This is a genomic window from Amycolatopsis orientalis DSM 43388, assembly GCF_000411975.1.
Taxonomy (GTDB): domain Bacteria; phylum Actinomycetota; class Actinomycetes; order Mycobacteriales; family Pseudonocardiaceae; genus Amycolatopsis; species Amycolatopsis orientalis_D.
The window spans coordinates 1-23,189 of record NZ_ASXG01000098.1; the positions used below are offsets into that span (position 1 = coordinate 1).

General features: G+C 70.7%; 18 protein-coding genes. 9 read left to right on the forward strand and 9 right to left on the reverse strand.

Annotated elements, in window-relative coordinates; genetic code table 11:
• Positions 1–180 precede the first annotated feature (180 nt).
• Genes iolC through L942_RS19220 form a run of 5 tightly spaced genes read left to right on the forward strand, consistent with a single transcriptional unit; the run spans position 181 to position 6,194 of the window.
• Positions 181–1,128 carry a 5-dehydro-2-deoxygluconokinase gene (gene iolC, locus L942_RS19200; protein WP_037362278.1) on the forward strand — a complete coding sequence of 316 codons (948 nt, stop codon included), beginning with the start codon at positions 181–183 and terminating at the stop codon, positions 1,126–1,128.
• The gene (locus L942_RS19205; RefSeq protein WP_037362280.1) at positions 1,125–1,991 is read left to right on the forward strand and encodes a Cgl0159 family (beta/alpha)8-fold protein; all 867 of its coding nucleotides are present in this window, start codon (positions 1,125–1,127) and stop codon (positions 1,989–1,991) included. Before iolC ends, L942_RS19205 begins: the two co-directional genes overlap by 4 nt.
• Positions 1,988–2,827, forward strand: coding sequence for a 5-deoxy-glucuronate isomerase (gene iolB / locus L942_RS19210; RefSeq protein ID WP_037362282.1), 840 nt, complete (start codon positions 1,988–1,990; stop codon positions 2,825–2,827). The genes L942_RS19205 and iolB overlap by 4 nt, the downstream gene beginning before the upstream one ends.
• A complete protein-coding gene (gene iolD, locus L942_RS19215) occupies positions 2,824–4,689 on the forward strand; it encodes a 3D-(3,5/4)-trihydroxycyclohexane-1,2-dione acylhydrolase (decyclizing) (protein ID WP_037362284.1) in 1,866 nt (621 codons plus the stop codon). The genes iolB and iolD overlap by 4 nt, the downstream gene beginning before the upstream one ends.
• 11 nt (positions 4,690–4,700) lie before the next feature.
• Positions 4,701–6,194: a CoA-acylating methylmalonate-semialdehyde dehydrogenase gene (locus tag L942_RS19220; protein ID WP_037362286.1), complete on the forward strand. Its 1,494-nt coding sequence runs from the start codon at positions 4,701–4,703 to the stop codon at positions 6,192–6,194.
• 55 nt (positions 6,195–6,249) lie between these two features.
• Here the strand turns inward: L942_RS19220 and L942_RS19225 are convergent, their stop codons facing one another.
• The 6 genes from L942_RS19225 to L942_RS19250 all read right to left on the reverse strand — a co-directional run bounded on the left by L942_RS19225 (position 6,250) and on the right by L942_RS19250 (position 12,024).
• A complete protein-coding gene (locus tag L942_RS19225) occupies positions 6,250–7,125 on the reverse strand; it encodes a sugar phosphate isomerase/epimerase family protein (protein WP_037362287.1) in 876 nt (291 codons plus the stop codon).
• A gap of 68 nt (positions 7,126–7,193) precedes the next feature.
• Positions 7,194–8,186 (reverse strand): sugar phosphate isomerase/epimerase family protein, encoded by a 993-nt coding sequence (locus L942_RS19230; RefSeq protein WP_037362289.1) that lies wholly within the window; start codon positions 8,184–8,186, stop codon positions 7,194–7,196.
• Positions 8,183–9,202, reverse strand: coding sequence for a Gfo/Idh/MocA family oxidoreductase (locus tag L942_RS19235; RefSeq protein WP_037362291.1), 1,020 nt, complete (start codon positions 9,200–9,202; stop codon positions 8,183–8,185). Before L942_RS19235 ends, L942_RS19230 begins: the two co-directional genes overlap by 4 nt.
• A 19-nt stretch (positions 9,203–9,221) precedes the next feature.
• Positions 9,222–9,566, reverse strand: coding sequence for a universal stress protein (locus tag L942_RS19240; RefSeq protein ID WP_037362293.1), 345 nt, complete (start codon positions 9,564–9,566; stop codon positions 9,222–9,224).
• Between the two features lie 2 nt (positions 9,567–9,568).
• Positions 9,569–11,017 (reverse strand): sugar porter family MFS transporter, encoded by a 1,449-nt coding sequence (locus L942_RS19245; protein WP_037362295.1) that lies wholly within the window; start codon positions 11,015–11,017, stop codon positions 9,569–9,571.
• Between the two features lie 77 nt (positions 11,018–11,094).
• A complete protein-coding gene (locus L942_RS19250; protein ID WP_037362304.1) occupies positions 11,095–12,024 on the reverse strand; it encodes a TIM barrel protein in 930 nt (309 codons plus the stop codon).
• A 165-nt stretch (positions 12,025–12,189) separates the two neighbouring features.
• Here L942_RS19250 and L942_RS19255 point away from each other — a divergent pair, with 165 nt between their 5' ends.
• Positions 12,190–13,221 carry a LacI family DNA-binding transcriptional regulator gene (locus tag L942_RS19255; protein WP_235079261.1) on the forward strand — a complete coding sequence of 344 codons (1,032 nt, stop codon included), beginning with the start codon at positions 12,190–12,192 and terminating at the stop codon, positions 13,219–13,221.
• Between the two features lie 76 nt (positions 13,222–13,297).
• On the opposite strand, the gene L942_RS19260 is transcribed toward L942_RS19255, so the two are convergent.
• On the reverse strand, positions 13,298–13,759 hold the full coding sequence (locus tag L942_RS19260) for a GbsR/MarR family transcriptional regulator (RefSeq protein ID WP_235079262.1): 462 nt from the start codon (positions 13,757–13,759) through the stop codon (positions 13,298–13,300).
• Between the two features lie 95 nt (positions 13,760–13,854).
• On the opposite strand from L942_RS19260, the gene L942_RS19265 reads away from it, so the two are divergent.
• Positions 13,855–15,390, forward strand: coding sequence for a GMC family oxidoreductase (locus L942_RS19265; RefSeq protein WP_037362299.1), 1,536 nt, complete (start codon positions 13,855–13,857; stop codon positions 15,388–15,390).
• Positions 15,391–15,500: 110 nt separating this feature from the next.
• On the opposite strand, the gene L942_RS19270 is transcribed toward L942_RS19265, so the two are convergent.
• Entirely contained in the window at positions 15,501–15,944 is a 444-nt protein-coding gene (locus L942_RS19270; RefSeq protein ID WP_051166089.1) for a DoxX family protein, read from the reverse strand.
• 334 nt (positions 15,945–16,278) lie between these two features.
• Here L942_RS19270 and L942_RS19275 point away from each other — a divergent pair, with 334 nt between their 5' ends.
• Positions 16,279–17,100: a ZIP family metal transporter gene (locus L942_RS19275; RefSeq protein ID WP_037362300.1), complete on the forward strand. Its 822-nt coding sequence runs from the start codon at positions 16,279–16,281 to the stop codon at positions 17,098–17,100.
• A gap of 87 nt (positions 17,101–17,187) precedes the next feature.
• Here the strand turns inward: L942_RS19275 and L942_RS19280 are convergent, their stop codons facing one another.
• Positions 17,188–18,738: a N,N-dimethylformamidase beta subunit family domain-containing protein gene (locus tag L942_RS19280; protein ID WP_235079263.1), complete on the reverse strand. Its 1,551-nt coding sequence runs from the start codon at positions 18,736–18,738 to the stop codon at positions 17,188–17,190.
• 443 nt (positions 18,739–19,181) lie between these two features.
• On the opposite strand from L942_RS19280, the gene L942_RS19285 reads away from it, so the two are divergent.
• Complete coding sequence (locus tag L942_RS19285; RefSeq protein WP_063695791.1) at positions 19,182–23,189, forward strand: Pls/PosA family non-ribosomal peptide synthetase; 4,008 nt, start codon at positions 19,182–19,184, stop codon at positions 23,187–23,189.

Consider the following 23,189-nt stretch of genomic DNA (forward strand, 5'->3'; position numbering starts at 1 on the left):
CAACCGGCAGCAAGCCCACCAGCCTCCCTCGGCGGCCTGAGGTTGACAGAGGGTGTCTCATGCCCCGAGCCTACCGGGTCCAGGTCGCAATGACCTAATGTCCATATGTCTTGACAAAGTCTGCCGAGGTGCTGCACTGTCACAGGGCGGAGCCACCGCGGCAGGCAGGAGGACTCGACGATGACCACGGGGTTCGACCTCGTCACGATGGGCCGGATCGGGGTCGACATCTACCCCGAGCAGACCGGCGTCGGCCTGGAAGACGTCACTTCGTTCGGCAAATACCTCGGCGGCAGCGCGACCAACGTCGCGGTCGCCGCCGCCCGTTACGGCCGCCGCAGCGCGGTGATCACCAAGACCGGCGACGATCCGTTCGGCCGGTACCTGCACCGCGCGCTCGGCGAATTCGGCGTGGACGACCGGTTCGTCGGCACCTCCGCGCATCTGCCGACCCCGGTCACGTTCTGCGAGATCTTCCCGCCGGACGACTTCCCCCTCTACTTCTACCGTTTCCCCAAAGCCCCGGACCTCGACCTCTCCCCCGGCGAACTCGACCTCGACGCGATCCGCGCGGCGAGAGTGTTCTGGGTGACGGTGACCGGGCTGTCGCAGGAACCGAGCCGCTCGGCGACGCTGGCCGCGCTGGAAGCCCGCGGCCGCAAGGGGATCACGGTGCTCGACCTGGACTACCGGCCGATGTTCTGGGAGTCCCGCGAGCAGGCTCGGGAGTGGGTGGGCAAGGCACTCGACCACGTCACGGTCGCGGTCGGCAACCTCGACGAGTGCGACACCGCGGTCGCCTCCCGGGAGCCGCGCGAAGCCGCGAAAGCGTTGCGGGACCGGGGAATTTCGCTGGCCGTGGTGAAGCAGGGGCCGAAGGGCGTCCTCGCCGTGGACGACAGCGGCGAGGTCGAGGTGCCGCCGGTGCCGGTCGACGTCGTCAACGGTCTCGGCGCCGGCGACGCGTTCGGCGGCGCGCTCGTGCACGGGCTGCTGTCCGAATGGGACACCGAACGCGTGATGCGGTTCGCGAACGCGGCCGGCGCCCACGTCGCCGGGGAACTGTCCTGTTCGGACGCGATGCCCACCGAAGACCAGGTACTGCGCAAGCTCGGAGGAAACGCATGAATACCGTCGAGCGGATCGTCGCCAAACGGGTGCACGATCCGGAGGCGATCGCCGAGGCGGCGGCGGCGCGGGTGCGCGCGAAATCGCCGTTCAACGACAAGGGCCGGACGATGATCATCGCGGCCGACCACCCGGCGCGCGGGGCGAACGCGGTCGGCTCCGATCCGCTGGCCATGGCCGACCGCGGCGAACTGCTGGACCGGCTGTGCCTCGCGCTCGAACGCCCGGGCGTCACCGGCGTGCTCGCGACCGCCGACATCATCGACGACCTGCTGCTGCTCGGCGCGCTGGACGGCAAGACCGTGATCGGGTCGATGAACCGCACCGGGCTGGCCGGGTCGAGCTTCGAAATCGACGACCGGTTCGCCTGCTACGACGCGGAAACCATCGCGCGCATGCGGTTCGACGGCGGCAAGACGCTCACCCGGATCTGCTTCTCCGACCCGGCCACCCCGAGCGTCCTGGAGAACACCGCGAAAGCGATCGGCGAACTCGCCGACCGCAAGCTGATCGCGATGGTCGAGCCGTTCGTGTCCGAATGGGTCGACGGGAAGGTCCGCAACGATCTCTCCCCCGAGGCCGTCATCCGGTCCGTCACCATCGCCTCCGGCCTCGGCCGCTCGTCGGCCTATACCTGGCTGAAGCTGCCGGTCGTCGCCGACATGGCGCGGGTGCTGGCCGCGTCTACGCTGCCCGCAGTGCTGCTCGGCGGAGAGGTCAAGGACCCCGACGCGGCGTTCGCCGCCTGGCAGGAAGCACTGGCGTTGCCGACCGTGCAAGGGCTTGTGGTCGGGCGCTCGCTGCTGTACCCGCACGACGGCGATGTCGCCGAGGCCGTCGACACGGCGGTGGGGCTGCTGTGAAGCGCTATCACGAAGCCGGGAGCACCGCGGACGGTCCGTTCAGCCTCGTCGTCACGCCGGAATCGGCCGGGTGGGGCTACTCGGGCCTGCGAGTACTCGAACTCGACGGCACGGAAACCGTCGCCACGGGCGATTCGGAAGCGCTCGTCCTCCCGCTGTCCGGCAGCTGCACGGTCGAGGTTTCCGGGGAGAAGTTCGAGCTGGCGGGCCGCACCGGCGTGTTCGACGCGGTGACCGATTTCGCTTACCTGCCCAGGGATGCCTCCGCGGTCATCACCGGTCGCGGCAGGTTCGCCCTGCCGTCGGCGAAAACGGAGAAACACCTGCCTGCCCGGTACGGACCGGCGTCCGGCGTGCCGAGCGAGTTGCGCGGCGCGGGGATCTGCAGCCGCCAGGTGAACAACTACTGCCTGCCGCACACCTTCGAAGCCGACCAGCTGCTGGTCTGCGAGGTGCTCACCCCCGGCGGGAACTGGTCGTCGTACCCGCCGCACAAGCACGACGAGGCCCGCGAAGGAGAATGCGAACTCGAGGAGATCTACTACTTCGAGGTCGCCGACGGAGGCATGGGCTACCAGCGCGTCTACGGCACCGAAGAGCGGCCGATCGACGTGCTCGAAGAGGTCCGCAGCGGCGACGTCGTGCTGATCCCGCACGGCTGGCACGGCCCGTCGATGGCCGCGCCCGGCTACGACCTGTACTACCTCAACGTGATGGCCGGCCCCGGCCCCGAGCGGGCCTGGCTGATCTGCGACGACCCCGCCCACGCGTGGGTGCGCCAGACCTGGGAATCCCAGGACGTCGACCCGCGGCTGCCCTTCGGAGGCACGAAATGAGACTGACCACCGCGCAAGCCCTGGTGCGTTTTCTCGCCAGCCAGCACTCCGAGCGCGACGGCGTCGAACAGCGGCTGATCCCCGGCTGCTTCGGGATTTTCGGCCACGGCAACGTCGCCGGGATCGGACAGGCGCTGCTGCAGGCCGCGCGCACCGGAGAAGCCGACCTGCCCTACTACCTCGCGCGCAACGAGCAGGGCCAGGTCCACGCCGCGACCGCGTTCGCGAAGATGCGCAACCGGCTGCAGACCTTCGCCTGCACCGCCTCCACCGGGCCCGGCTCGACCAACATGATCACCGGAGCCGCGCTGGCCACCACCAACCGGATCCCGGTGCTGCTGCTGCCGAGCGACATGTTCGCCACCCGGGGGCCGGACCCGGTGCTGCAGCAGCTGGAGGACCCCCGGGCGGGCGACGTCTCGGTCAACGACGCGTTCCGTCCAGTGTCCAAGTACTTCGACCGGATCAGCCGGCCGGAACAGCTGATCCCGGCCGCGCTCGCCGCGATGCGGGTGCTCACCGACCCCGTCGAAACCGGCGCGGTCACCCTCGCCCTGCCGCAGGACGTGCAGGCCGAGGCCTGCGACTGGCCGGAGGAGTTCTTCCGCCGCCGCGTCTGGCACATCGACCGTCCGGTCCCCGAACCGGAAGCGCTCGCCCGCGCGGTGGAACTGCTGCGCAGCGCGAAAACGCCGTTGATCGTCGCGGGCGGCGGGGTCGTGTACTCCGAAGCGGAGCACGAACTGCGCGCGTTCGCCGCCGCCACCGGCATTCCGGTCGCGGACACGCACGCGGGCAAGGGCGCGGTGCCGTGGGACCATCCGAGCGCGGTCGGCGGCATCGGCTCCACCGGCACCTCGGCGGCCAACGCGCTCGCCGCGGAGGCCGACGTCGTCCTGGGCATCGGCACCCGCTACAGCGACTTCACCACCGCGTCGCACACCGTGTTCGGCAATCCGGCGGTGAAGTTCGTGAACCTCAACGTCGCTCGGCTCGACGCCGCCAAGCACTCGGCGGAGATGGTCCTCGCGGACGCGAAACGCGGCATCACCGCGCTGCACGAAGCCCTCGCCGGCTGGCAGGTGGACGACGCGTACCGGACCCGCGCCCGGCTGCTGGCGCAGGAGTGGAACCGCGCCGCCGACGAGTGCTTCCGAGTCGGGAACCAGCCGCTTCCGGCCCAGACCGAGATCCTCGGCGCGCTGAACGACGAACTGGACGACCGCGACGTGGTCATCAACGCGGCCGGTTCGATGCCGGGCGACCTGCAGATGCTTTGGCGGGCGAGGGATCCGAAGGCTTACCACGTCGAGTACGCCTACTCCTGCATGGGCTACGAGGTCGCCGCGGGCGTGGGCGCGAAACTGGCCGCGCCGGACCGGGAAGTGGTCGTGCTCGTCGGCGACGGCTCGTATCTGATGATGGCGCAGGAAATCGTCACCATGGTCGCCGAGCGGCTCAAGGTGATCATCGTGCTGGTGCAGAACCACGGCTTCGCCTCGATCGGTTCGCTGTCGGAATCGCTGGGCTCGCAACGGTTCGGCACCTCGTACCGCTACCGCGCCGATTCCGGCCTGCTCGAAGGCGACATCCTGCCGGTCGACCTCGCGGCCAACGCGGCCAGCCTCGGCGCGACCGTGCTCCGCGCGTCCACTGTGGACGAATTCCGGACCGCGGTGAAGCAGGCGAAGGCGAATGCCACGACCACCGTCGTGCACGTCGAAACCGACCCGCTCGGCCCCAACCCGCCCGGATCGGCGTGGTGGGACGTGCCGGTCAGCGAAGTCTCCGACCTCGACTCCACGCGCGCGGCGCGCGAAACCTACGCCGAAACCAAGCGACAGCAACGGCCTTACCTGTGACTAGGAGCAGCGTGAACACCATCGAACACTGGATCAACGGCACCGCGACGCCGGGCGGCTCGACGCGCACCGCGCCGGTCTACGACCCGGCGACCGGCCGGCAGCAGTCGGCCGTGCTGCTCGCCGAGTCCGCGGACGTGGACACCGCGGTCGCCGCCGCGAACAAGGCTTTCGAGGCCTGGAGCGATTCTTCGCTGACCCAGCGCACGCGCGTCCTCTTCGCGTTCCGCGAGCTGCTGGTCAAGCACGAGGACGAGCTGGCGCGGATCATCTCCAGCGAACACGGCAAGGTGATCGACGACGCGCGCGGCGAGATCGTGCGCGGCCGGGAAGTCGTCGAATACGCCTGCGGCATCGCCGACGCGCTCAAGGGCAGCTTCTCCGACCAGGTCTCGAACGGCGTCGACGTGCACGACTTCCGGCAGCCGCTGGGCGTGGTCGCCGGCATCACGCCGTTCAACTTCCCGATCATGGTGCCGCTGTGGATGCACCCGGTCGCGATCGCCACCGGCAACGCCTTCGTGCTCAAGCCCAGCGAACGCGACCCGTCCGCGTCCAACCTGGTCGCGCAGCTCTACGCCGAGGCCGGGCTGCCCGACGGCGTGTTCAACGTGGTCCACGGAGACAAGGTCGCGGTCGACGCGATCCTCGACCACCCGGACGTCGCCGCGGTGTCGTTCGTCGGCTCCACCCCGATCGCCAGGTACGTGCACGAACGCGGCACCGCGGCCGGCAAGCGCGTCCAGGCCCTCGGCGGGGCGAAGAACCACGCCGTCGTGCTGCCCGACGCCGATCTCGACTACGCCGCCAACCACCTCACCGCCGCCGCGTTCGGCTCCGCCGGGCAGCGGTGCATGGCGATCTCCGTCGCGGTCGCGGTCGGCGACGCGGGCGACCGGCTGGTCGGGGTGCTGGAACGCAAGGCGAACGAGGTCAAGGTCGGCCCCGGCTCGGACTCCTCGAGCGACATGGGCCCGGTCGTCACCGCCGCCGCCCGCGATCGCGTCGTCGCCGCGGTCGCCCGGGGCGCGGAGGAAGGCGCCACCGTCGTGGTCGACGGACGCGGCCGTTCGGTCGAAGGATACGAGGAGGGCTTCTTCGTCGGACCGTCCCTTCTGGACCACGTGACGCCCGAAATGCAGGCCTACCGCGAGGAAATCTTCGGACCGGTGCTGGCGGTCGTCCGCGTGTCCACAGTGGACGAGGCGATCGCGCTGATCAACGCCAACCCGTACGGCAACGGCACCGCGATCTTCACCGGCAGCGGCGAGGCGGCGCGGCGCTTCCAGCGCGGGGTGAAGGTCGGCATGATCGGCGTCAACGTGCCGATCCCGGTCCCGATGTCGTACTACTCCTTCGGCGGCTGGAAGGACTCGCTGATCGGCGACAGCCCCATCCACGGCCCGGCCGGAGTCCGGTTCTACACCCGGGCCAAGGTCGTCACGACCCGGTGGCCGGAGACGGAGGCGCACGGGGCGGCGTTCACCTTCCCCACCGCGAACTGACCGATACGAAAGAGGGGCGCGTCCAGCCGGACGCGCCCCTTCTTCGTGGCTGCGTTCAGAGCTTCCCGGCACCGAAGTGCTTCTCGATCAGCCCCGTCGCCTTCTCCCGCTGCCGCACCGAAATCTCCTCCGCCCGCTCCTTCCAGCCGAACACACACGACGACACCACCCCGTCGAACCCCACGTCGGCGAGGGCGGCGAACACCTCGTCGAAATCCACCTCGCCGCGGCCGATCTCGGCGTGCTGGTGGACCCGGACGGTCGAGCCGGGCGGGTTCACGATGTAGCGCAGGCCGTTCGACGCCGTGTGGTCCAGTGTGTCAGCCAGATGCACGTAGGTGACTTTCTCCGCGGCCTCGGCGATGATTCCGCTCGCGTCGTTGCCCTGGTGGAATGTGTGCGGGGTGCAGTAGAGGAACGAAATCCAGTCCCGGTTCAGCCCACGCACGAGCCGCACGGCGGCGTGGCCGTCCTCGACGAAGTCGTCCGGATGCGGTTCCAGCACCAGCTTCATGCCCTCGCGTTCGAACACCGGGACCAGCTCGTCCATCGAGCGCAGGAACTGGCTTTCGGCGAACTCGGCGGCCTCCGGACGGCCGTTGAACTCCGAATTCATCGTGTCCACCCCGAGGTCGACGGCGATCTGGACGGCCCGCTTCCACGCCCGGACCGCCGCCTGCCGTTCCTCCTCCCCCGGCCCGGACCAGCGCTGCACCGGCAGCACCGACGCGATGCCGACCCCGGCGTCCGCGGCGCGCTTGCGCAGTTTCGCCACCGTGGCGTCGTCCGCGCGCGGGTGGGAGAAGAACGGGATGAAGTCGGCTTTCGGCGACAGCTCCATCCAGGAGTAGCCGGTCCGCGCGACGACGTCGGGCAGGTCGAGCACGGAATGGGTCGCGTAGAACATCTGCGGGTCGAGAGCGAGTTTCACGGTTTCCTCCGGAAAAATGGGACAGGGCGGCCGGAAAGTGGTCCCGGCCGCCCCGCGTCTAGGTGGTTTCACAGGTCGCGCACGGCGGCGTGCAGGTTCTTCGCCGCCAGCGCGAGCCCTTCGGTCTGCGAGTACGCGGCGTCCTCGTGTTCGATGTTCACCGCGATCTCCGGATCGACTTCGGCCAGCGCGCGGAGGAATCCGGTCCAATAGGCCACATCGTGCCCGAGACCGACCGCGACGAACTTCCAGGCCGGGTCCTCCGGCCAGGCGGAGCACCAGTGGCCGATGCCGGTCGGGACGCGTCCGGGCGCGCCGGCCGGCACCCGGGAGAACGACGTGTCGAGCACGCCGCGGATATTGACGCCGGGACAGAGCGTCGCGTCCTTGGCCGCGGCGTGGAAGACCAGCGGCCCGAGCCACCGGACGCACTCGGCCACGTCCATGCCCTGCCACATCAGGTGGCTCGGGTCCAGTTCCGCGCCGAGATTCGTCGCGCCGGTCTCGTCGACCAGCCGTTTCAGCGTCACCGGCGAGAACGCCAGGTTGTGCGGATGCATTTCGATCGCGACCCGCACGCCGTTCTCCCGCGCCAGCGCGTCGATCTCGTTCCAGAACTCGGCCGCGACGTCCCACTGGTAGTCCAGGACGTCCAGGTACACGCCGTCCCACGGGTTCACCACCCACGACGGGTACTTGGCGTCCGGGTCCGACCCCGGCGTGCCGGACATGGTCACCACGTGCCGCACGCCGAGCTGCCCGGCCAGCCGGATGCTGCGACGCAGGTCCTCCGCGTGTTTCGGCCCGACACCCGGCAGCGGGTTGAGCGGATTTCCGTTGCAGTTCAACGCGGTCAGCTCCATGCCCCGTTCGGCGAACGCCGCCAGGTACTCGCGACGCGCGGTGGCCGAGGACAGCAGCAGGTCGACTGGGCAGTGCGGGGCGGGCAGGAATCCGCCGCTGTTCACCTCCGCCGAGGTCAACCCGTTGGCGCGCAGCACCTCGAGCGCCTCGGCCAGCGTGCGGTCGTGCAGGCACGCGGTGTAGGCACCCAGCTTCACCGCGCGCCCTCCGCGTAGAACGCGGGCCGGTCCTTCATCGTCACGCCGACGACCCGGCCGCTCTCCAGCGCCTCCACGGTCGCGTCGGTGATCACCGTCGCGGCGTAACCGTCCCAAGAGGACGGTCCGGTCGGCTCACCGCCGACGGCCAGGGTGTCGATCCATTCCTGGAACTCGACGTCGAACGCGGCGCCGAAGCGTTCCTTCCAGTCCTGGGGCACAGCGACGCGCGTCGCCTCGCCGCTGCGGACGGCGAGCCGCGCCGGCTCCGGCAGCCGGGCCAGGCCGGTCTCCCCCACCGTCTCGCACTGGATGTCGTAGCCGTATTGGCAGTTGACGAACACCTCGAGGTCGATCCGCACCCCGGCGGCGGTTTCGAACAGCATGATCTGCGGGTCGCGCAGGTGCTCGAACCGCCTGGCGGTCGGCCGCGGCGTGAGCACCTGCGCCGACACGATCTCGTCGGACAGCAGCCAGCGCAGCACGTCGATCTCGTGCACCGCGGTGTCCTGCGCGGCCATCTCGGAGTGGTAGCTCTCCGGGACGGTCGGGTTGCGATGCGCGCAGTGCACCATCAACGGTGTGCCGATCTCCCCGGCGTCCAGCACCCGCTTCAGCTCGCGGTACCCGGCGTCGTAGCGGCGCATGAAGCCGACCTGGACGAGCCGCCGCCCGTATGCGATTTCCGCTTCCACGATGCGCAGGCAGTCCTCCGCCGTGGTGGCGAGCGGTTTCTCGCAGAACACCGGCTTCCCGGCGGCGATCGCGGCCAGCACGTGCTCGGCGTGCGTCGGCCCCCACGACGTGACCAGCACGGCGTCCACATCGGACAGTCCGATCAGCTCTGCCCCGTCGGCCGCCGCCCGGGTGCCGACCGCCGCGGCGACCGTCGCGGCCCGCTCGGCATCGAGGTCGGTCACCGCGGACACCTCCGCCCCGTGCACCACCTCGGTCAGCCGGCGGACGTGGTCCTGGCCGATCATCCCGGCCCCGATCACTCCCACGCGTACGGTCACGGCGGGATCTCCCTTCTTCTCAGCGTTCAGCTGTTTTCACAGCCAGGACAGGCACTTCGGCGCCGAGCAGCAGCCGCTGCGCGACACTTCCCAGCACGAGCTTCCCGACCGGCGACCGGCGCTTCACGCCGATCACCAGCAGCTCGATTTCCCCGGCGCGCTCGTCGAGCAGATCGAGCACGTGCTCGGCGATGTCCACTCCCGGGCGGCGTTCCAGGACCTCCGCCGCGCCGGGCGCCTCCAACGGGCTCAGCCGCAGGTTGGCGACCAGCAGTTCCGTGCCGCGCAGCTCGGCTTCGGCGACGCCCCGGGCGAGGGCGAGCTCGCCCTCTTCGGAATCGGTCACGGCCGCGAGGACGGACATGGTCAGCGCTCCTTTCCGGCCGCGGCCGGCTCGGACCGGCCGAATCGGCTGTGCAGCTCGACTTCCAGCGTCTCCAGCGAACGCCCGCGGGTCTCCGGGACGTACTTCGCCACGAACGTGATGGCGACGACGCCGAGCCCGACGAAGATGAAGAACGTCGTCGAGATGTGCAGCGCGGCCACCAGCATCGGGAACGTCAGGCCGATCGCGAAGTTCGTCAGCCACAGCACCAGTCCCGCGATGCCCATCCCGAACCCGCGCAGTTTCAGCGGGAAGATCTCCGACAGCATCAGCCAGGTGACCGGGGAGATCGCGCCCTGCTGGAAGGCGAGGAACGTGACCGTCAGCGCGAGCACGACGTACGCGCGGCCTTCCCCGGCGGGCAGCAGCAGCGAGAACACGCCGATCAGCAGCAGCGCCGCGGTAGTGCCGAGCTGGCCCGCGATCAGCATCGGCCGCCGGTTCACCTTGCCCAGCAGGTAGATCCCGACGAACGTGGCGAGCACCGAGATCACGCCGTTGGCGATGTTCGCGGTGAGCGCGCTGTCCGCGGAGAATCCAGCGTCGGTGAGGATCTGCGTGCCGTAGTACATGATCGAGTTGACGCCGGTGATCTGCTGGACGATGGCGATCCCGATGCCGACGAGCACGAGCCGGCGGATCCACGGGGTCGCCAGGTCGCGCAGGCCGCCGGTCTGCGACTGCTTGTCCTCGATCGCCAGCTGCCGCACCTCGGCCAGTTCGGCCTCGGCCCGCCGCGCGGAGCGGACCTGCCGCAACACGGCCAGCGCGTCGGCGAACCGGTCCTTCGAGGCCAGCCAGCGCGGGCTTTCCGGCATCACCAGCATGCCGAACCACAGCACGACCGCGGGCAGCGTCGCGATGACGAGCATCCAGCGCCAGACCCCGCCGGTTTCCCCGAAGGAGTTCCCGATGATCGCGTTGAACGTGAACGCCAGCAGCTGGCCGGAGACGATCATCAGCTCGTTCTGGGTGACCAGCCGCCCGCGCCGCTCGGCGGGCGAGACCTCGGCGAGATACGTCGGCACGGTGACCGACGCGCCTCCGACTGCCAGCCCGAGAACGAACCGGCTCAGCACCATGATCGCGGTGACCGGCGCGAGCGTGCAGCCCAGTGTGCCGATCAGGAAGATCACAGCCAGCATCAGGATGTTCCGGCGGCGGCCCCTCCGGTCCGACAGCCGCCCGCCGACGACCGCGCCGAGCGCGGCGCCCAGCAGCAGCGAACTCGTGACGAGTCCTTCGGTGAACGGCGACAAGCCGAGGTCGGTCTTCATGTACGGCAGCGCGCCGTTGATGACCCCGGTGTCGTAGCCGAAAAGCAGGCCGCCGAAGGTCGCTATCACGGTGACCAGCCGCAGCCGACGGGAATGCGGTCCCTTTTCGTCGAGCGGCACGGCAGGCGGCGTCGTTGCCCGGACCTGATTCATGTGGGTGCTCCATTGCCCCGTGCGCCAGACCCCGCTGGCGCGGATCAGTAAGTTTCCCCGTGGTTCCCCGGAAAGCGTCAGCCCAGACGCGGGCGGGTGCTGCCGCTGAGCCCCTGGGCGGCGAGGTACTCGCGCGTGCGCACCGCGATCGGCAGCGGAACCTCCGCGGCGCACGGGTAGAGATCCTGTTCCACGATCACGAACAGCTCGGCGTCCAGTGTGGACAACGCGTCGACGACCGAGGCGGGATCGGGCACCCCGGCGGGCGGTTCGACGCAGACGCCGCGCTTGACCGCCTCGCCGAACGAAAGCCCTTCGGCGGCGACCTGTTCGAGCACAACCGGGTCCATCTGCTTGATGTGCACGTACCCGACGCGCTCGCCGAACCGGCGGATCAGGTCGAGGTTGTCCCCGCCGCCGTAGGCGACGTGGCCGGTGTCGAGGCAGAGGTTCGCGTACCGGGAATCGGTCTCGTTCAGGAACCGCTCGATCTCCGGCTGGGTCTGGATGTGGCTGTCCGCGTGCGGATGCAGCACCAGCCGGACGTCGTGCTCCTCCAGCAGGATCCGGCCCAGTTCGTTCGCGCGGCCGCCGAGGGAGTTCCACTGCTCGGCCGTCAGCCGCGGGTCCTCGGTGTACGCGCCGGTCTTCTCGTCGCGGTACATCGGCGGGATGAAGACCAGGTGGTGCGCGCCCGCGGCGGCGGTCAGCTCGGCGACCCGGCGGGCGGTCGCGACCGTCTCCGCGAACGCCTCCGGGCGGTGCAGCGCGCCGAAGGTGGTGCCCCCGGAAACCCGCAGGCCGCGCGCGGCGGCGGCGTCGGCCAGCTCTCGCGGGTCGGTGGGCAGGTAGCCGTAGGGGCCCAGCTCGAACCAGCGGTAGCCGGCGCGGGCCAGCTCGTCGAGGAACCGGGTCCACGGGACCTGGTGCTCGTCCTCGGGGAACCAGATCCCCCAGGAGTCGGGCGCCGAACCCAGGCACAGGTTTCCGGCGGTGATACGGGACATCGTCGTCACGGCGGGTCCTCCCGGACTTCAGGGGAAAGGGACGGTCGCGGTCGTCTAGTGCGCTCTACTAGCGCGCTCTAGTGCGGTGAACTATGCTGGCTGTCACAGCGGGCTGTCAAGAGCCTGGAAGAATCCCGCCGGAACGCCGACGAGAGGAGGGACGCCGTGCCCGAGCAGCCGCCCGGCGAGGAAACGGCCGGCAAACCGCGCCGTCCGACGATGGTCGACGTCGCGGCCAAAGCCGGCGTTTCCCGCGCGCTCGTGTCCCTGGTGTTCCGCAAGCAGCCCGGTGCCAGCGAGGCCACCCGCCAGCGCGTTCTCGCCGCCGCGGACGAGCTGGGCTACCGCCCGGACAACGCCGCCCGGCTGCTGGCCCGCGGGCGCAGCCGGACGCTCGGCGTCGTGCTGACCGTGCACCAGCCGTTCGACGCCGACCTCGTCGAGGGCGTCTATCCGGAGGCCGAACGGCTGGGCTACGACGTCCTGCTGTCCGCGACCGCGCCCGGCCGCGACGAAAGCAAGGCAGTGGAAGCGCTGCTGAGCCACCGCTGCGAATCGGTCATCCTGCTGGGTTCCCAGTCGGAGCAGGCGTATCTCGCCGAACTCGGCCGGCGCACCGTCGTCGTCTCCGTGGGCCGCCGCGTCCCGGGAGCGCACCTGGACAGCGTGCATACCGCGGACACCGTCGGCGTCCGCCAGGCCGTCGACCACCTGGCGGAGCTGGGCCACCGCGAAATCGTGCACGTCGACGGCGGGAAAGGTCCTGGCGCCCCGGACCGCCGTCGCGCCTATCGCGGCGCGATGCGCCGGCACAAGCTCCCCGCGCGCGTCCTTCCCGGCGAGTACTCCGAAGAAGCCGGGATGGCAGCGGCCCGGCAGCTGCTGGACGAAGACCGGCTGCCGACCGCGGTGCTCGCCGGGAACGACCGGTGCGCAGTGGGCCTCATGCACGCCTTCGCCAGCGCGGGCCTGAACGTGCCGAAGGACATTTCCGTCGTCGGCTACGACGACAACCACCTGTCGCACCTGTCCTACCTCGACCTCACGACGGTCCGCCAGGACGCGAACCGGATCGCCGAACAGGCGGTACGGCAGGCGGTCGCCCGGCTCGAGGACGAAACCCGCGAACCGAGGGAAACCGTGCTGGACCCGAAACTCGTGGTCCGCGGCACGACCGGTCCCCCGGCCGTCCGCTGATTTCGGACCCGCTCGCCACTGGTTTCGCGAATTCGCCCAGCGTGGTTCCGGCGACCGGCAGCGAAGACCGGCCGGGCTATTTCCCTTGCTGCTGCTTGCCATACGCGGCCAGCAGGTCTTCCAGGCCGCGCACCATGAACCGGTAGTAGTCGCGCATGTCGGTCAGGCGCGCCCGCTGCGTGGCGTCGAACGCTTCGCCGCGCTCGTGGCCGCGTTCGGCGAGCTTCAGCAGTTCGGCGGTCTGGTCGAGCTGGTGCCGCAGGCAGCCGATCCACGCGTCGTCGCGCCAGCGGTAGACGAACTGGCGGCTGCCCGGTTCTTTGAACCGCTCGACGGTGCCGTTGACGATCAGCAGGCGTGTGATCTCCGAGACCGAACCCTTGCTGGCGTCGAGCCGCTGCTGCAACTGCGCCGTGGTGAGCGGTTTTTCGCTGAGCATGAGCAGCGCCGCGGTCCGGCCCGCCATCGGCGGCCATCCCATGGCGCGGCCGATGTGCACGCCGAAGTCCTCGACGAGCTCGTCCTGTCCGGCCGGCACGGCCACCTCCGTTCATTTTTAAGTGAAAATTCATTCTTGACTGAACTCAAGGCGTGGCGCACAGTTTAGTCCGTCGAGCGACTCCGGAGGACGGCATGGCTGCAGGCGGCTGGGATCTGATCGTGGTCGGCGCGGGATCGGCGGGAGCCGCGCTCGCGGTCCGGTCCGCCGAGCAGGGCAAACGGGTGCTGCTGCTGGAAGCGGGCGCGGATTGCCGATCGGCGGAGACGCCCGAGGAGTGGCGCTCGCCCAACCCGGCCGTCGCCCTGATGCACCCCACCGCCGCGGCCGGCATGGTCTGGGAGGGTCTCGACGCCACCCGCACCGAGAAGCAGCCCGCGGCGCCTTACTGGCGCGGCCGGGGCACCGGCGGCAGTTCGGCGATCAACGGGCAGATCGCCATCCGCCCGCCGATGGCGGATTTCGCCGACTGGGCTTTGCCCGGCTGGTCTCCGCGGGAGGTGCTGCCCTGGTTCGCCCGGCTCGAAGACGACGAGGAGTTCGGCGACGAGCCTTACCACGGACGCGGCGGGCCGACGCCGATCCACCGCGTGCCGCGGGACCGCTGGGGCGGCGTCGACGCGGCGCTCGCCCGGTCGGCGCTCGCCGCCGGCTACCCGTGGGCGGCCGACGTCAACGCGCCCGGGGCGACCGGCGTCTCGCCCTATCCGATCAACTCCCGCGCCGGGCGCCGCGTGTCGGTCAACGACGGCTACCTCGAGCCCGCGCGCGGCCGGGAGAACCTCGCGATCCGCGGCGACGCGCTCGTGGACCGGGTCCTGTTCCGCTCCGGCCGGGCGGTGGGCGTCCGAGTGCTCGCCGGCGGCACCGCCGTCGACGAATACGCGGACACCGTCGTGCTCAGCACCGGCGCGATCCACTCCCCGGCGATCCTGCTCCGGTCCGGGATCGGCCCGGCGCGGCAGCTGGCCTCGCTCGGCATCGAGGTCCGCCAGGACCTCCCGGTCGGACAGGGTCTGCAGGACCATCCGATGGCGCTGGTCTCGCTGCCGCTGACCGAGGAGTCGGCCGTCAAGTCCCCGCACGACCGCCACACCAACGTCTGCGTCCGGTGGACCAGCGAGGGCGGCGAGTTCGCCGACGACCTGATGTTCGTGTCCCTCAACCAGAACGTGCTCGCGATGGCCGCCGCCGACCCGGGTGTCCACAGCGGAGCGTTCGGGGTCTGGCTCAACCAGAACCACTCTCGTGGCGAGCTGACCCTGACGTCGGCGGATCCGACGGCGCAGCCGCGCGTCGCCGAGCGGATGCTCTCCGACGAACGCGACCTGGCGCGGCTGCGCGAAGGCGTGCGGAAGCTCGTCGAACTGGCCCGCAGCGCCGAGACCGCGCCCGCATTGGCGTCCACTGTGGAGGGTGCGAACCCCGAGTTGTTCGAAGTCCTCGACCACGACGCCGAACTGGACGACTACCTCCTCGCGACCGTGGTCGACGCGCAGCACGGAACCAGCACGTGCCGGATGGGCGAGGTCGTCGACCCGGCGTGCCGGGTGCTCGGCGTGGACGGCCTGCGGGTGGTCGACGCCTCGGTCTTCCCGTCCGTCCCCCGCGCCAACACCAATCTCGCCACGATCATGCTCGGCGAGGCGATGGCCGACCGGCTTGACTGAGGGGGAATCGTGCCGGCCCGGCGCGATCTGGCCGGTGCCGACCCGCTTGCCCCGGCACCGGATTGTCTTTGAGCTGCCGGGAAATCGAGAGTGCGAGCGTCCGCAGGTCGTCAGGCAGCTGCCGCGGCGGGCGAGGCGGCCGGGCGACGGACCAGGGAGCCGAGCGCGACGGCGCCCGGGCCGGTGAAGACGAGCAGCAGGAATGCCCAGCAGAACAGGGCGGAGGACTCGCCGTGGTTCTGCAGCGGGAGAAGCCCGTCGGGCTGGTGGACGACGAAGTAGGCGTAGGCCATCGAACCGGAGGCGAGGAACGCCGCGCTGCGGGTGCACACCCCCGCCGCGACCAGCAGGCCGCAGACCAGCTGGATCACCGCCGCGTACCAGGACGGCCAGGCCCCGGCCGCGACGGTTCCGCCCTGGGTGCCGGCCGCTCCCCCGAAAATCCCGAAGAGCGAGGCGGCGCCGTGGGAGGCGAAGAGCAGGCCGATGACGATGCGGAACAGGCCGATCGCGAAGGGAGCGGCTTTGTCGGCAGTCGAACTGGGCTGGGGCATGGCGGCAACTCCTCGGCACTAAGTTAGGTAAGGCTCACCTACCGTAAGGAGCTTCCACGGAACCGTCCAGAGGCTGTGATGCGGGTCAACCCGGGACGGGCCCGGCAGGTGATCTTGACCGGACTGGTCGCGACGCCGTTCCGGATGCGCCGGCCTGCACGAACTCCGGGCCACGGGAGTCCACAGCAGAGGGTGGAACTTTCCGGACATCGGCCCGCGAACCACCCCGCCCGGGCAAGCCGACGGTTAAAACTGAGGACCGCCTCTGTTAGGGAAGGCTCAGCTGAGGTTACGGTCCTGGCGCTCCGCCCCCTTCGCAGAACCGGGAACTCCCATGTCTTCCGCTCAGATCGCGCTCCTCGGCGGCATCGCCGGGCTCACCATCTTCCTCGGCCTGCCGCTCGGCCGGCTCCGGACGCCGTTGCCCCGGATGAAAGCGCTGCTGAACGCCACCGCGACCGGAATCCTGATCTTCCTGCTGTGGGACGTGCTGGCACACGCGTGGGAGCCGATCGACTCGGCGCTGTCGCACGACCGCGCCGGTTCGGCCGCGGGGAAGGGCGCGGTGCTCGCGGTCGCGCTGGGCATCGGCCTGCTCGGCCTCGCCTACGTCGACGAATCGGCCGCACGGCGCGAAAAAGCAGCGCGCTCGTTCGGCCCGGGCACCGCGGCGGCCGGCGAACTGAACGGTGCGACCGCGCGCGGGCCGGCGGGGCGGCTGGCGCTCACCATCGCGATCGGCATCGGACTGCACAACTTCGCCGAGGGACTAGCGATCGGCAACTCCGCCGCGGGCGGCGAACTCAGCCTCGCGGTGCTGCTGGTGATCGGTTTCGGGCTGCACAACGCGACCGAGGGTTTCGGCATCGTCGCGCCGCTCACCGGACAGCGGCCGTCCTGGGGCTATCTGGCCCTGCTGGGCCTGATCGGCGGCGGGCCCACGTTCCTCGGCACCCTGGTCGGCCAGAGCTTCGTCAACGACACCCTCTCCATCGCGTTCCTCGGGCTCGCGGCGGGCTCCATCCTGTACGTCGTGGTCGAATTGCTCGCGGTGGCACGGAAATCCACGCTCAAGGTGATCACCACGTGGGGCCTGTTCCTCGGCCTGGTCCTCGGGTTCGCCACCGACGCGATCGTCACCGCCGCCGGAGCCTGACCGGCCCGCGCGGAGCCTGCCGCCAGCGGGCGGGACGTCCGGTTCCGTCCAGGCCCCGCACCGTTTCCGGGCGCCGCGACCGCGGGATCACCGGGTTCCGGAGTTGTCGGGCGGCAGGGTTGGCCGCGGATTGGCCTGCGCGCCCGGCACGCGGAGTGCGGCGAGGTTGTCGACGGCGGGGTGCGCGCGGCCCGCCGGGCCTTGTGCGTAGGCGTTCAGCAGCCGGCTGGTGATCGCCGCGATCGCGGTGTTCGCCGTGCGGTCCCCGTGGTCCTGGGGGCAGCCGGGGTCCAGCGCGCAGATCCAGTATTGAGTGCCTGCCGAGAACACCGCCGCTCCGCTGGGAGCGCGGTAGTAGCTGGTGTCGGCGAAATCGGGGTGTCCCCCGCAGGTCACCGGCGAGTGGAAGAGCACCTGGATCGGCCTCGGGGTCGGGACGGACAGGTCGACCCGTTCGTACTCGTTGCCCACCAGCCCGGCGAAGGTCTGTCCGTTGTGGACGATTCCGGACAGCAGCCAGCTGGAGTCGTCGGCGGCGACGAGTGCCGCCTGCACCGGATTGCAGTGGTAATAGTTGCCCAGCAGCACGCTTTCCGGGCGCGGGAACGGCGGCGAACGCCACTCCGGCGTGGCTTCCGGCGGATCGGTCAGGTGGTACGGGTCCTCGGCGAAGGATTTGTAGTCGACCTCGAGCCGGTCGGGACCGAGGGCGGTCGGCGCGAACCGGATGTGCCGGTAGATCTCGTTGCCGCCGAAGAAGGCCAGGTTCACGCCTTGGTCGCGGGCCGCGGTGGCGTGCTGGCGCATCGCGGCGGACCAGTACTCGTCGTGGCCCAGGGTGACGAGCGCGCGTGCTCCGTCGAGCACATGCGGGTCGGCGTGCAGGTCGACGTCGGTGGCGTAGCCCAACGGCAGGCCGCTCGCTTCGGCGAAACGCAGGAACGGCAGTTCGAAGTAGAGGAAATCGCCCGCGCCTTGCATGTCCGCGGCCTGGTAAGGCCGGTCGAAGGACACCGCGCGGGAGCGTTGCGCCTTTCGCCCGCTCGGCGAGTCGTAGAGGCTGTAGCCGCCCCATTGGTTGTACGCCTGCCACGTCGTGACGGCGTTGACCACCACGATTTTTCCCGCGTTCGAACGGCTGCGGACCGTGAGCGGCACGAATTGCTGCGCTCCGTTGTCGCCGTCCAGGCGGAACAGGTAGTCCCCCGGCTGCCACCCGTCGGTCCGCACCTCCAGCGAGGGCCGCCACGGCGCCACGACCGTGCTGGTCGGCGGCTGGACGACCGGGCGGGGCTGGACCGATCCCGCCTCGCGCGGCGAGGTCCAGACCCGCAAGGCGGGCGAGCCGCGGTAGCCGCCCATGCGAAACGCCGTCACCGTGTAGTGCGCGGCCGTGGTGCTCACGAACAAGTGCACGGCCGCGCCGGGCAGCACGCTGGTCCGGTCGGCGAAGCCTTCGATGGCGTGCTCGCGCCCCGGATGGGTGATTTCCCACCCCAGCGTGCCTTCCTGCTGCGGGGCCGGCTCCGGCGAGGGAACGGCCGGCGGCGCGCCCCGGTCCGGCGGCGCACTGCAGCCGGCGATCAGCAGCACCGCGGCCGCGACGGCCCAGAACGACGACTCTCTCCGCACTCGCACACCGGCAAGTGTCGGCCTGCTCACGCGGTTTCGCACTTCCGCCACGCGCAGCGATCGGCACAACCCGCGGCGGCCGCCCTTTTCCCTGCCGGGCGCGGACAATTCAGGGAAACTTCAGCTCGGATTCCCGGGTCCGCCGGAAACCGTTCCCGGGCTTCGAGTTCTCAGTCTCCTCACAGCGAACGGTTCATAGCCTGCCCCGGCAATCGATCCCGAAGCACCCGCACCTCAGGAGAACACCGTCATGACGCCCGTTTCCCCGGCCGCGGAGAAATATCCGGACTGACCGGGAAAACTCGGCGAATACGGCGGTACCGGAATTCGGCCTGGGACCGCCGCCGGCCAGGACGGAAATCTCCCGGAATGTGCCTCCGCGGACCGCTCGCCGACGGCGCGGCGCCGCGCCCGTCCGCGAATTCCCCCACCGCAGAACGGAAAGCCAGTTGAGCGAGGACTTGTCGATTTCCGTCGAGGACACCGCGCGCCTCGGCACCGTGCCGCTCCGGGCTAAGCAGCCCACCAGGCTGCACGAATTCTTCGAACGAGCCTGTGCGGAAATCCCGGATTCCATCGCGCTGGAATGCGGACCGCACCGGCTCACCTATCGCCAGCTCGACGAGCGCGCCAACCGGATGGCCCAGGTGCTGCTGCGCCGGGGTGTTCGCGTGGGCCAGCGCGTAGGCATCCTGGTGCCGCGCTCGGTGCCGATGTACACGACGCTGCTCGCGGTCCTGAAAACCGGTGCGACGTTCGTCCCCATCGACCCGGCCGCACCCGCCGACCGGGTGCGCTACGTCGCCGAAGACGCGGCGCTGGACCTGCTCGTCGTCAGCGCCGGGCTGGAGGCCGCCGCCGCGGGCGTCCGCTGCCCGGTGCTGCGGCCCGAGCAGCTGGCCGCCGAACTCGGCCGCGTCCGCCCGGACCGGCCGCGCCTGCCGCCGCCCGGGGCCGAGCCCTGCTACGTCATCTACACCTCGGGTTCCACCGGACGGCCCAAGGGCGTCGCGGTCGGCCACGCGAGCATCTGCAACTTCGTCGAGGTGGTGGCGGGCATCTACGGCGTCCGCCGCACCGACCGCGTTTACCAGGGCATGACGATCGCCTTCGACTTCTCGATCGAGGAGGTCTGGCCCACCTGGGCGGCGGGCGCGACGCTTGTCGCCGGACCGACCGGAGCCGACCGCATCGGCACCGGCCTCGCCCGTTTCCTGCGGCACCACCGCATCACCGTGCTGTACTGCGTGCCGACCGTGCTCGCGACCGTCGACTGCGATCTCCCCGGCATCCGCACGCTCCTGGTCGGCGGCGAAGCGTGCCCGGCCGAACTGGTCCAGCGGTGGAGCCGGCCGGGCCGGCGGATGCTCAACACCTACGGCCCCACCGAAGCGACCGTGACCGCGACCTGGGGCGAGCTGCTTCCCGGGCGGCCGGTGACGATCGGCCGCGCCCTGCCGACCTACCGGATCGTCCTGCTGAACGAGCGGCTGGAACGGGTCGCGGACGGCGCCGTCGGCGAGATCTGCATCGGCGGCCCCGGCGTCGCGCTCGGCTACCTGAACCGGCCGGACCTGACCGCGGAGCGATTCCTCGACGACCCCCGGATCACCGGCGGCGGACGGCTGTACCGCACCGGAGACCTCGGCCGGGTGCTCCCCGGCGGCGAGATCGAATACCTCGGGCGGGCCGACAGCGAGGTCAAGATCCGCGGCCATCGCATCGATCTCCAGGAAATCGAAAGCATCCTGCTGGAGGACCCGCAGGTCTCCGGCGCGGCCGTCGCGCCGCACCCGGACGCCCCCGCGCAAGACCTGGTGGCGTACCTGACTTTCGCCCGCGGTGCGCGCGACCGGCAGGCCGTCCTCGGGCGGCTGCACGGGATCCTGCGGCAACGGCTGACCGCGGCGATGATCCCCGGCTACGTGGAAACGCTCGACGAACTCCCGATGATGCCGAGCGGCAAGGTCGACCGCGGGCGGCTCCCCCGGCCGTCCGGCACCCGGTTCCGGCCCGGGACCACGGCCGCGGTGGCCGCGGCGACCCCTGCCGAACGCGCCCTCGCCGCGGTCTGGGCCGAGGTGTTCGGCACGCCCGCGGCCGAGGTGTCGGTGACGGACGATTTCTTCGATCTCGGCGGGCATTCGCTGCTGGCCGCCCGTGCCGTCTCGATCCTGCGGGAACGCGGTGTGGCGCCCGAAGCATCGGTCGCCGACATCTACGCGCATCCCACGATCCGGGCCCTGGCACGCACTTTGGCGGAACGGGCGCCCGCGCGCCGGGACCCGAGCCAGTCCCCGCCGCGGCGCACCGGCACGGGACGCGTGTTCGGGTGGGGCGCGGCGCAACTCGGCGCGCTTTCGGTGTTCCTCTTGCTTCTCGGCGCGCCGGTCGCGGTGATCCTCGGCCAGTCCGCCGGAGTGCTGTCTCTCGGCTCGGTATGGGCGCTGGTCGCCGTCGCGCCGGCGGCTTACGTCGTCGCGCGATTCCTGCTTCCCGTCGCCGGCGTGCGCCTGCTGTCGCGCCGGATAGCGCCCGGCGAGTATCCATTGTGGAGCGCCGCGTACTTCCGGGTGTGGCTCACGCAAGGCCTGCTCGCGCTAGCCCCGCTCGGCACGATGAGCGGATCCCCGTTGCTGCCGTGGTATTTGCGCCTGCTCGGGGCCCGGGTCGGGCGCCGCTGCCAGTTCGCGAGCGCGAACCTGTCGCTGCCGTCGCTGCTGACCGTCGGGGACGACGTCAGCGTCGGGTACGGCGCACACGTGCAGGCCTTTCACGTCAAGCACAACCGGGTGCACATCGCGCCGGTCGTGCTGGGCGCGCAGTCCTTCGTCGGCGCGAACGCGGTCGTCGAACCCGGCGCGGAACTCGGTGCCGGCGCGGGACTCGCGGAAATGTCGGCGGCGGCCGCCGGGCAGCGGATCCCGGCCGGGCAGTACTGGTCCGGTTCCCCGTCGCGGCAGTGCGCGCACGCCGACCCGCTCATCACCGCACTGCGCGCCCGCCCGAGCCGCGACTGCTCCCGCCCGATGCGGGCCGGGTATCTCGCAGCGTGGCTTTTCGTCGAACTGCTGCCGCTGATCTTCCTCGCCCCGTCCATCGCGCTCGGCAGCTGGGCGTACCTGACCTACGGCGCTTCCGGAGGCTGGCTCGCCTGCCTCGCCGCCGGGCCGGTTTCCGCCGCCGCCGCCTGCCTGGTGGTCTTCCTCGGCAAACGGCTCGTCCTGCCGGTCACCCCGCCCGGCATCCACCCGGTGGCCTCGCCGTTCGGCTTGCGCAAGTGGATCGCGGACAAACTCCTGCAGGCGAGCCTGGCCGCGACGAATTCGCTCTACTCGACGCTGTACACGCCGGGCTGGCTGCGGAGCCTCGGCGCCCGCATCGGCCCGCGGTCCGAGGTCTCCACCGCGTCCCACCTCGACCCGGGCCTGCTGACTCTCGGCGCGGAAAGCTTCGTCGCCGACATGGCCGCTGTCGGCGGCGCCACCTACTGCCACGGACAGGTCGCGCTCGGCCCCACCACCGTCGGCCGTCGCTCCTTCATCGGCAACGCCGCGTTCCTGCGCTCCGGCACGACCGTCGGCGACGGCTGCCTGATCGGCGTGCACACCAGCGCGCCGAACGACGGCATCCCGGACGGCACGTCCTGGCTCGGCACCCCGCCGATCCGGCTGCCCCGCCGCCAGGACAGCGGCGAGCACTCCGACGAACTCACCTTCCGCCCGAGCCGGCTTCGCGTGTTCGAGCGGTTCGTGATCGAATTCTTCCGCATCGTCGTGCCCGGCAGCCTGCTGGCCGCCGGCGGTTATCTCGTCCTGCTCCTGCAACTGTGGACCGCCAAGACCGCCGGTCCGCTCGCGACGGTCCTGGCGACTCCGCTGTCCGCGTTGCTCGGCGGGCTCGCGGTGGTGCTCGCGGTGGCCGCGGTCAAGTGGATGGTCGTCGGCCGCTACCGGCCGCGAGTCGAGCCGCTGTGGAGCCGGTTCGTGCGGCGCACCGAATTCGTCACCGCGCTGTACGAGACCGCCGCCGTTCCCGCGCTGCTCGGGGCGCTCAGCGGAACGCCGCTGCTGGGCCCGGCATTGCGCCTTTTCGGGGCCAGAATCGGGAAACGCTGCTGGATCTCCACCACGTTCCTGACCGAATTCGACCTCGTCCGGCTCGGCGACGACACCTGCGTCGGCGCCGCGACCTCGTTGCAGACGCATCTCTTCGAGGACCGGGTGATGAAGATGTCCGCCATCGACGTACGGGCCGGCGTCAGCATCGGCGCGCGCTCGGTCGTGCTCTACGACAGCGCGGTCGGCGACGGCGCCACCGTCGAGGCCATGTCGCTGGTCATGAAGGGCGAGCACCTCCCCGCGGGCACGGCTTGGCAAGGAATCCCGGCGCGCGGCGTCCAGCGGCGGGTCGCGTCCGCCCGACGCGAGGAGGCGAGGCATGCCCGCGCCCGCTGA

Excerpts from the sequence above, each read along its gene's own strand:
- iolC (WP_037362278.1), top strand. The coding sequence starts at position 181 with ATGACCACGGGGTTCGACCTCGTCACGATGGGCCGGATCGGGGTCGAC.
- L942_RS19205 (WP_037362280.1), top strand. The coding sequence starts at position 1,125 with ATGAATACCGTCGAGCGGATCGTCGCCAAACGGGTGCACGATCCGGAG.
- iolD (WP_037362284.1), top strand. The coding sequence starts at position 2,824 with ATGAGACTGACCACCGCGCAAGCCCTGGTGCGTTTTCTCGCCAGCCAG.
- L942_RS19240 (WP_037362293.1), bottom strand. The coding sequence starts at position 9,566 with ATGTCCGTCCTCGCGGCCGTGACCGATTCCGAAGAGGGCGAGCTCGCC.
- L942_RS19245 (WP_037362295.1), bottom strand. The coding sequence starts at position 11,017 with ATGAATCAGGTCCGGGCAACGACGCCGCCTGCCGTGCCGCTCGACGAA.
- L942_RS19250 (WP_037362304.1), bottom strand. The coding sequence starts at position 12,024 with ATGTCCCGTATCACCGCCGGAAACCTGTGCCTGGGTTCGGCGCCCGAC.
- L942_RS19265 (WP_037362299.1), top strand. The coding sequence starts at position 13,855 with ATGGCTGCAGGCGGCTGGGATCTGATCGTGGTCGGCGCGGGATCGGCG.
- L942_RS19270 (WP_051166089.1), bottom strand. The coding sequence starts at position 15,944 with ATGCCCCAGCCCAGTTCGACTGCCGACAAAGCCGCTCCCTTCGCGATC.
- L942_RS19275 (WP_037362300.1), top strand. The coding sequence starts at position 16,279 with ATGTCTTCCGCTCAGATCGCGCTCCTCGGCGGCATCGCCGGGCTCACC.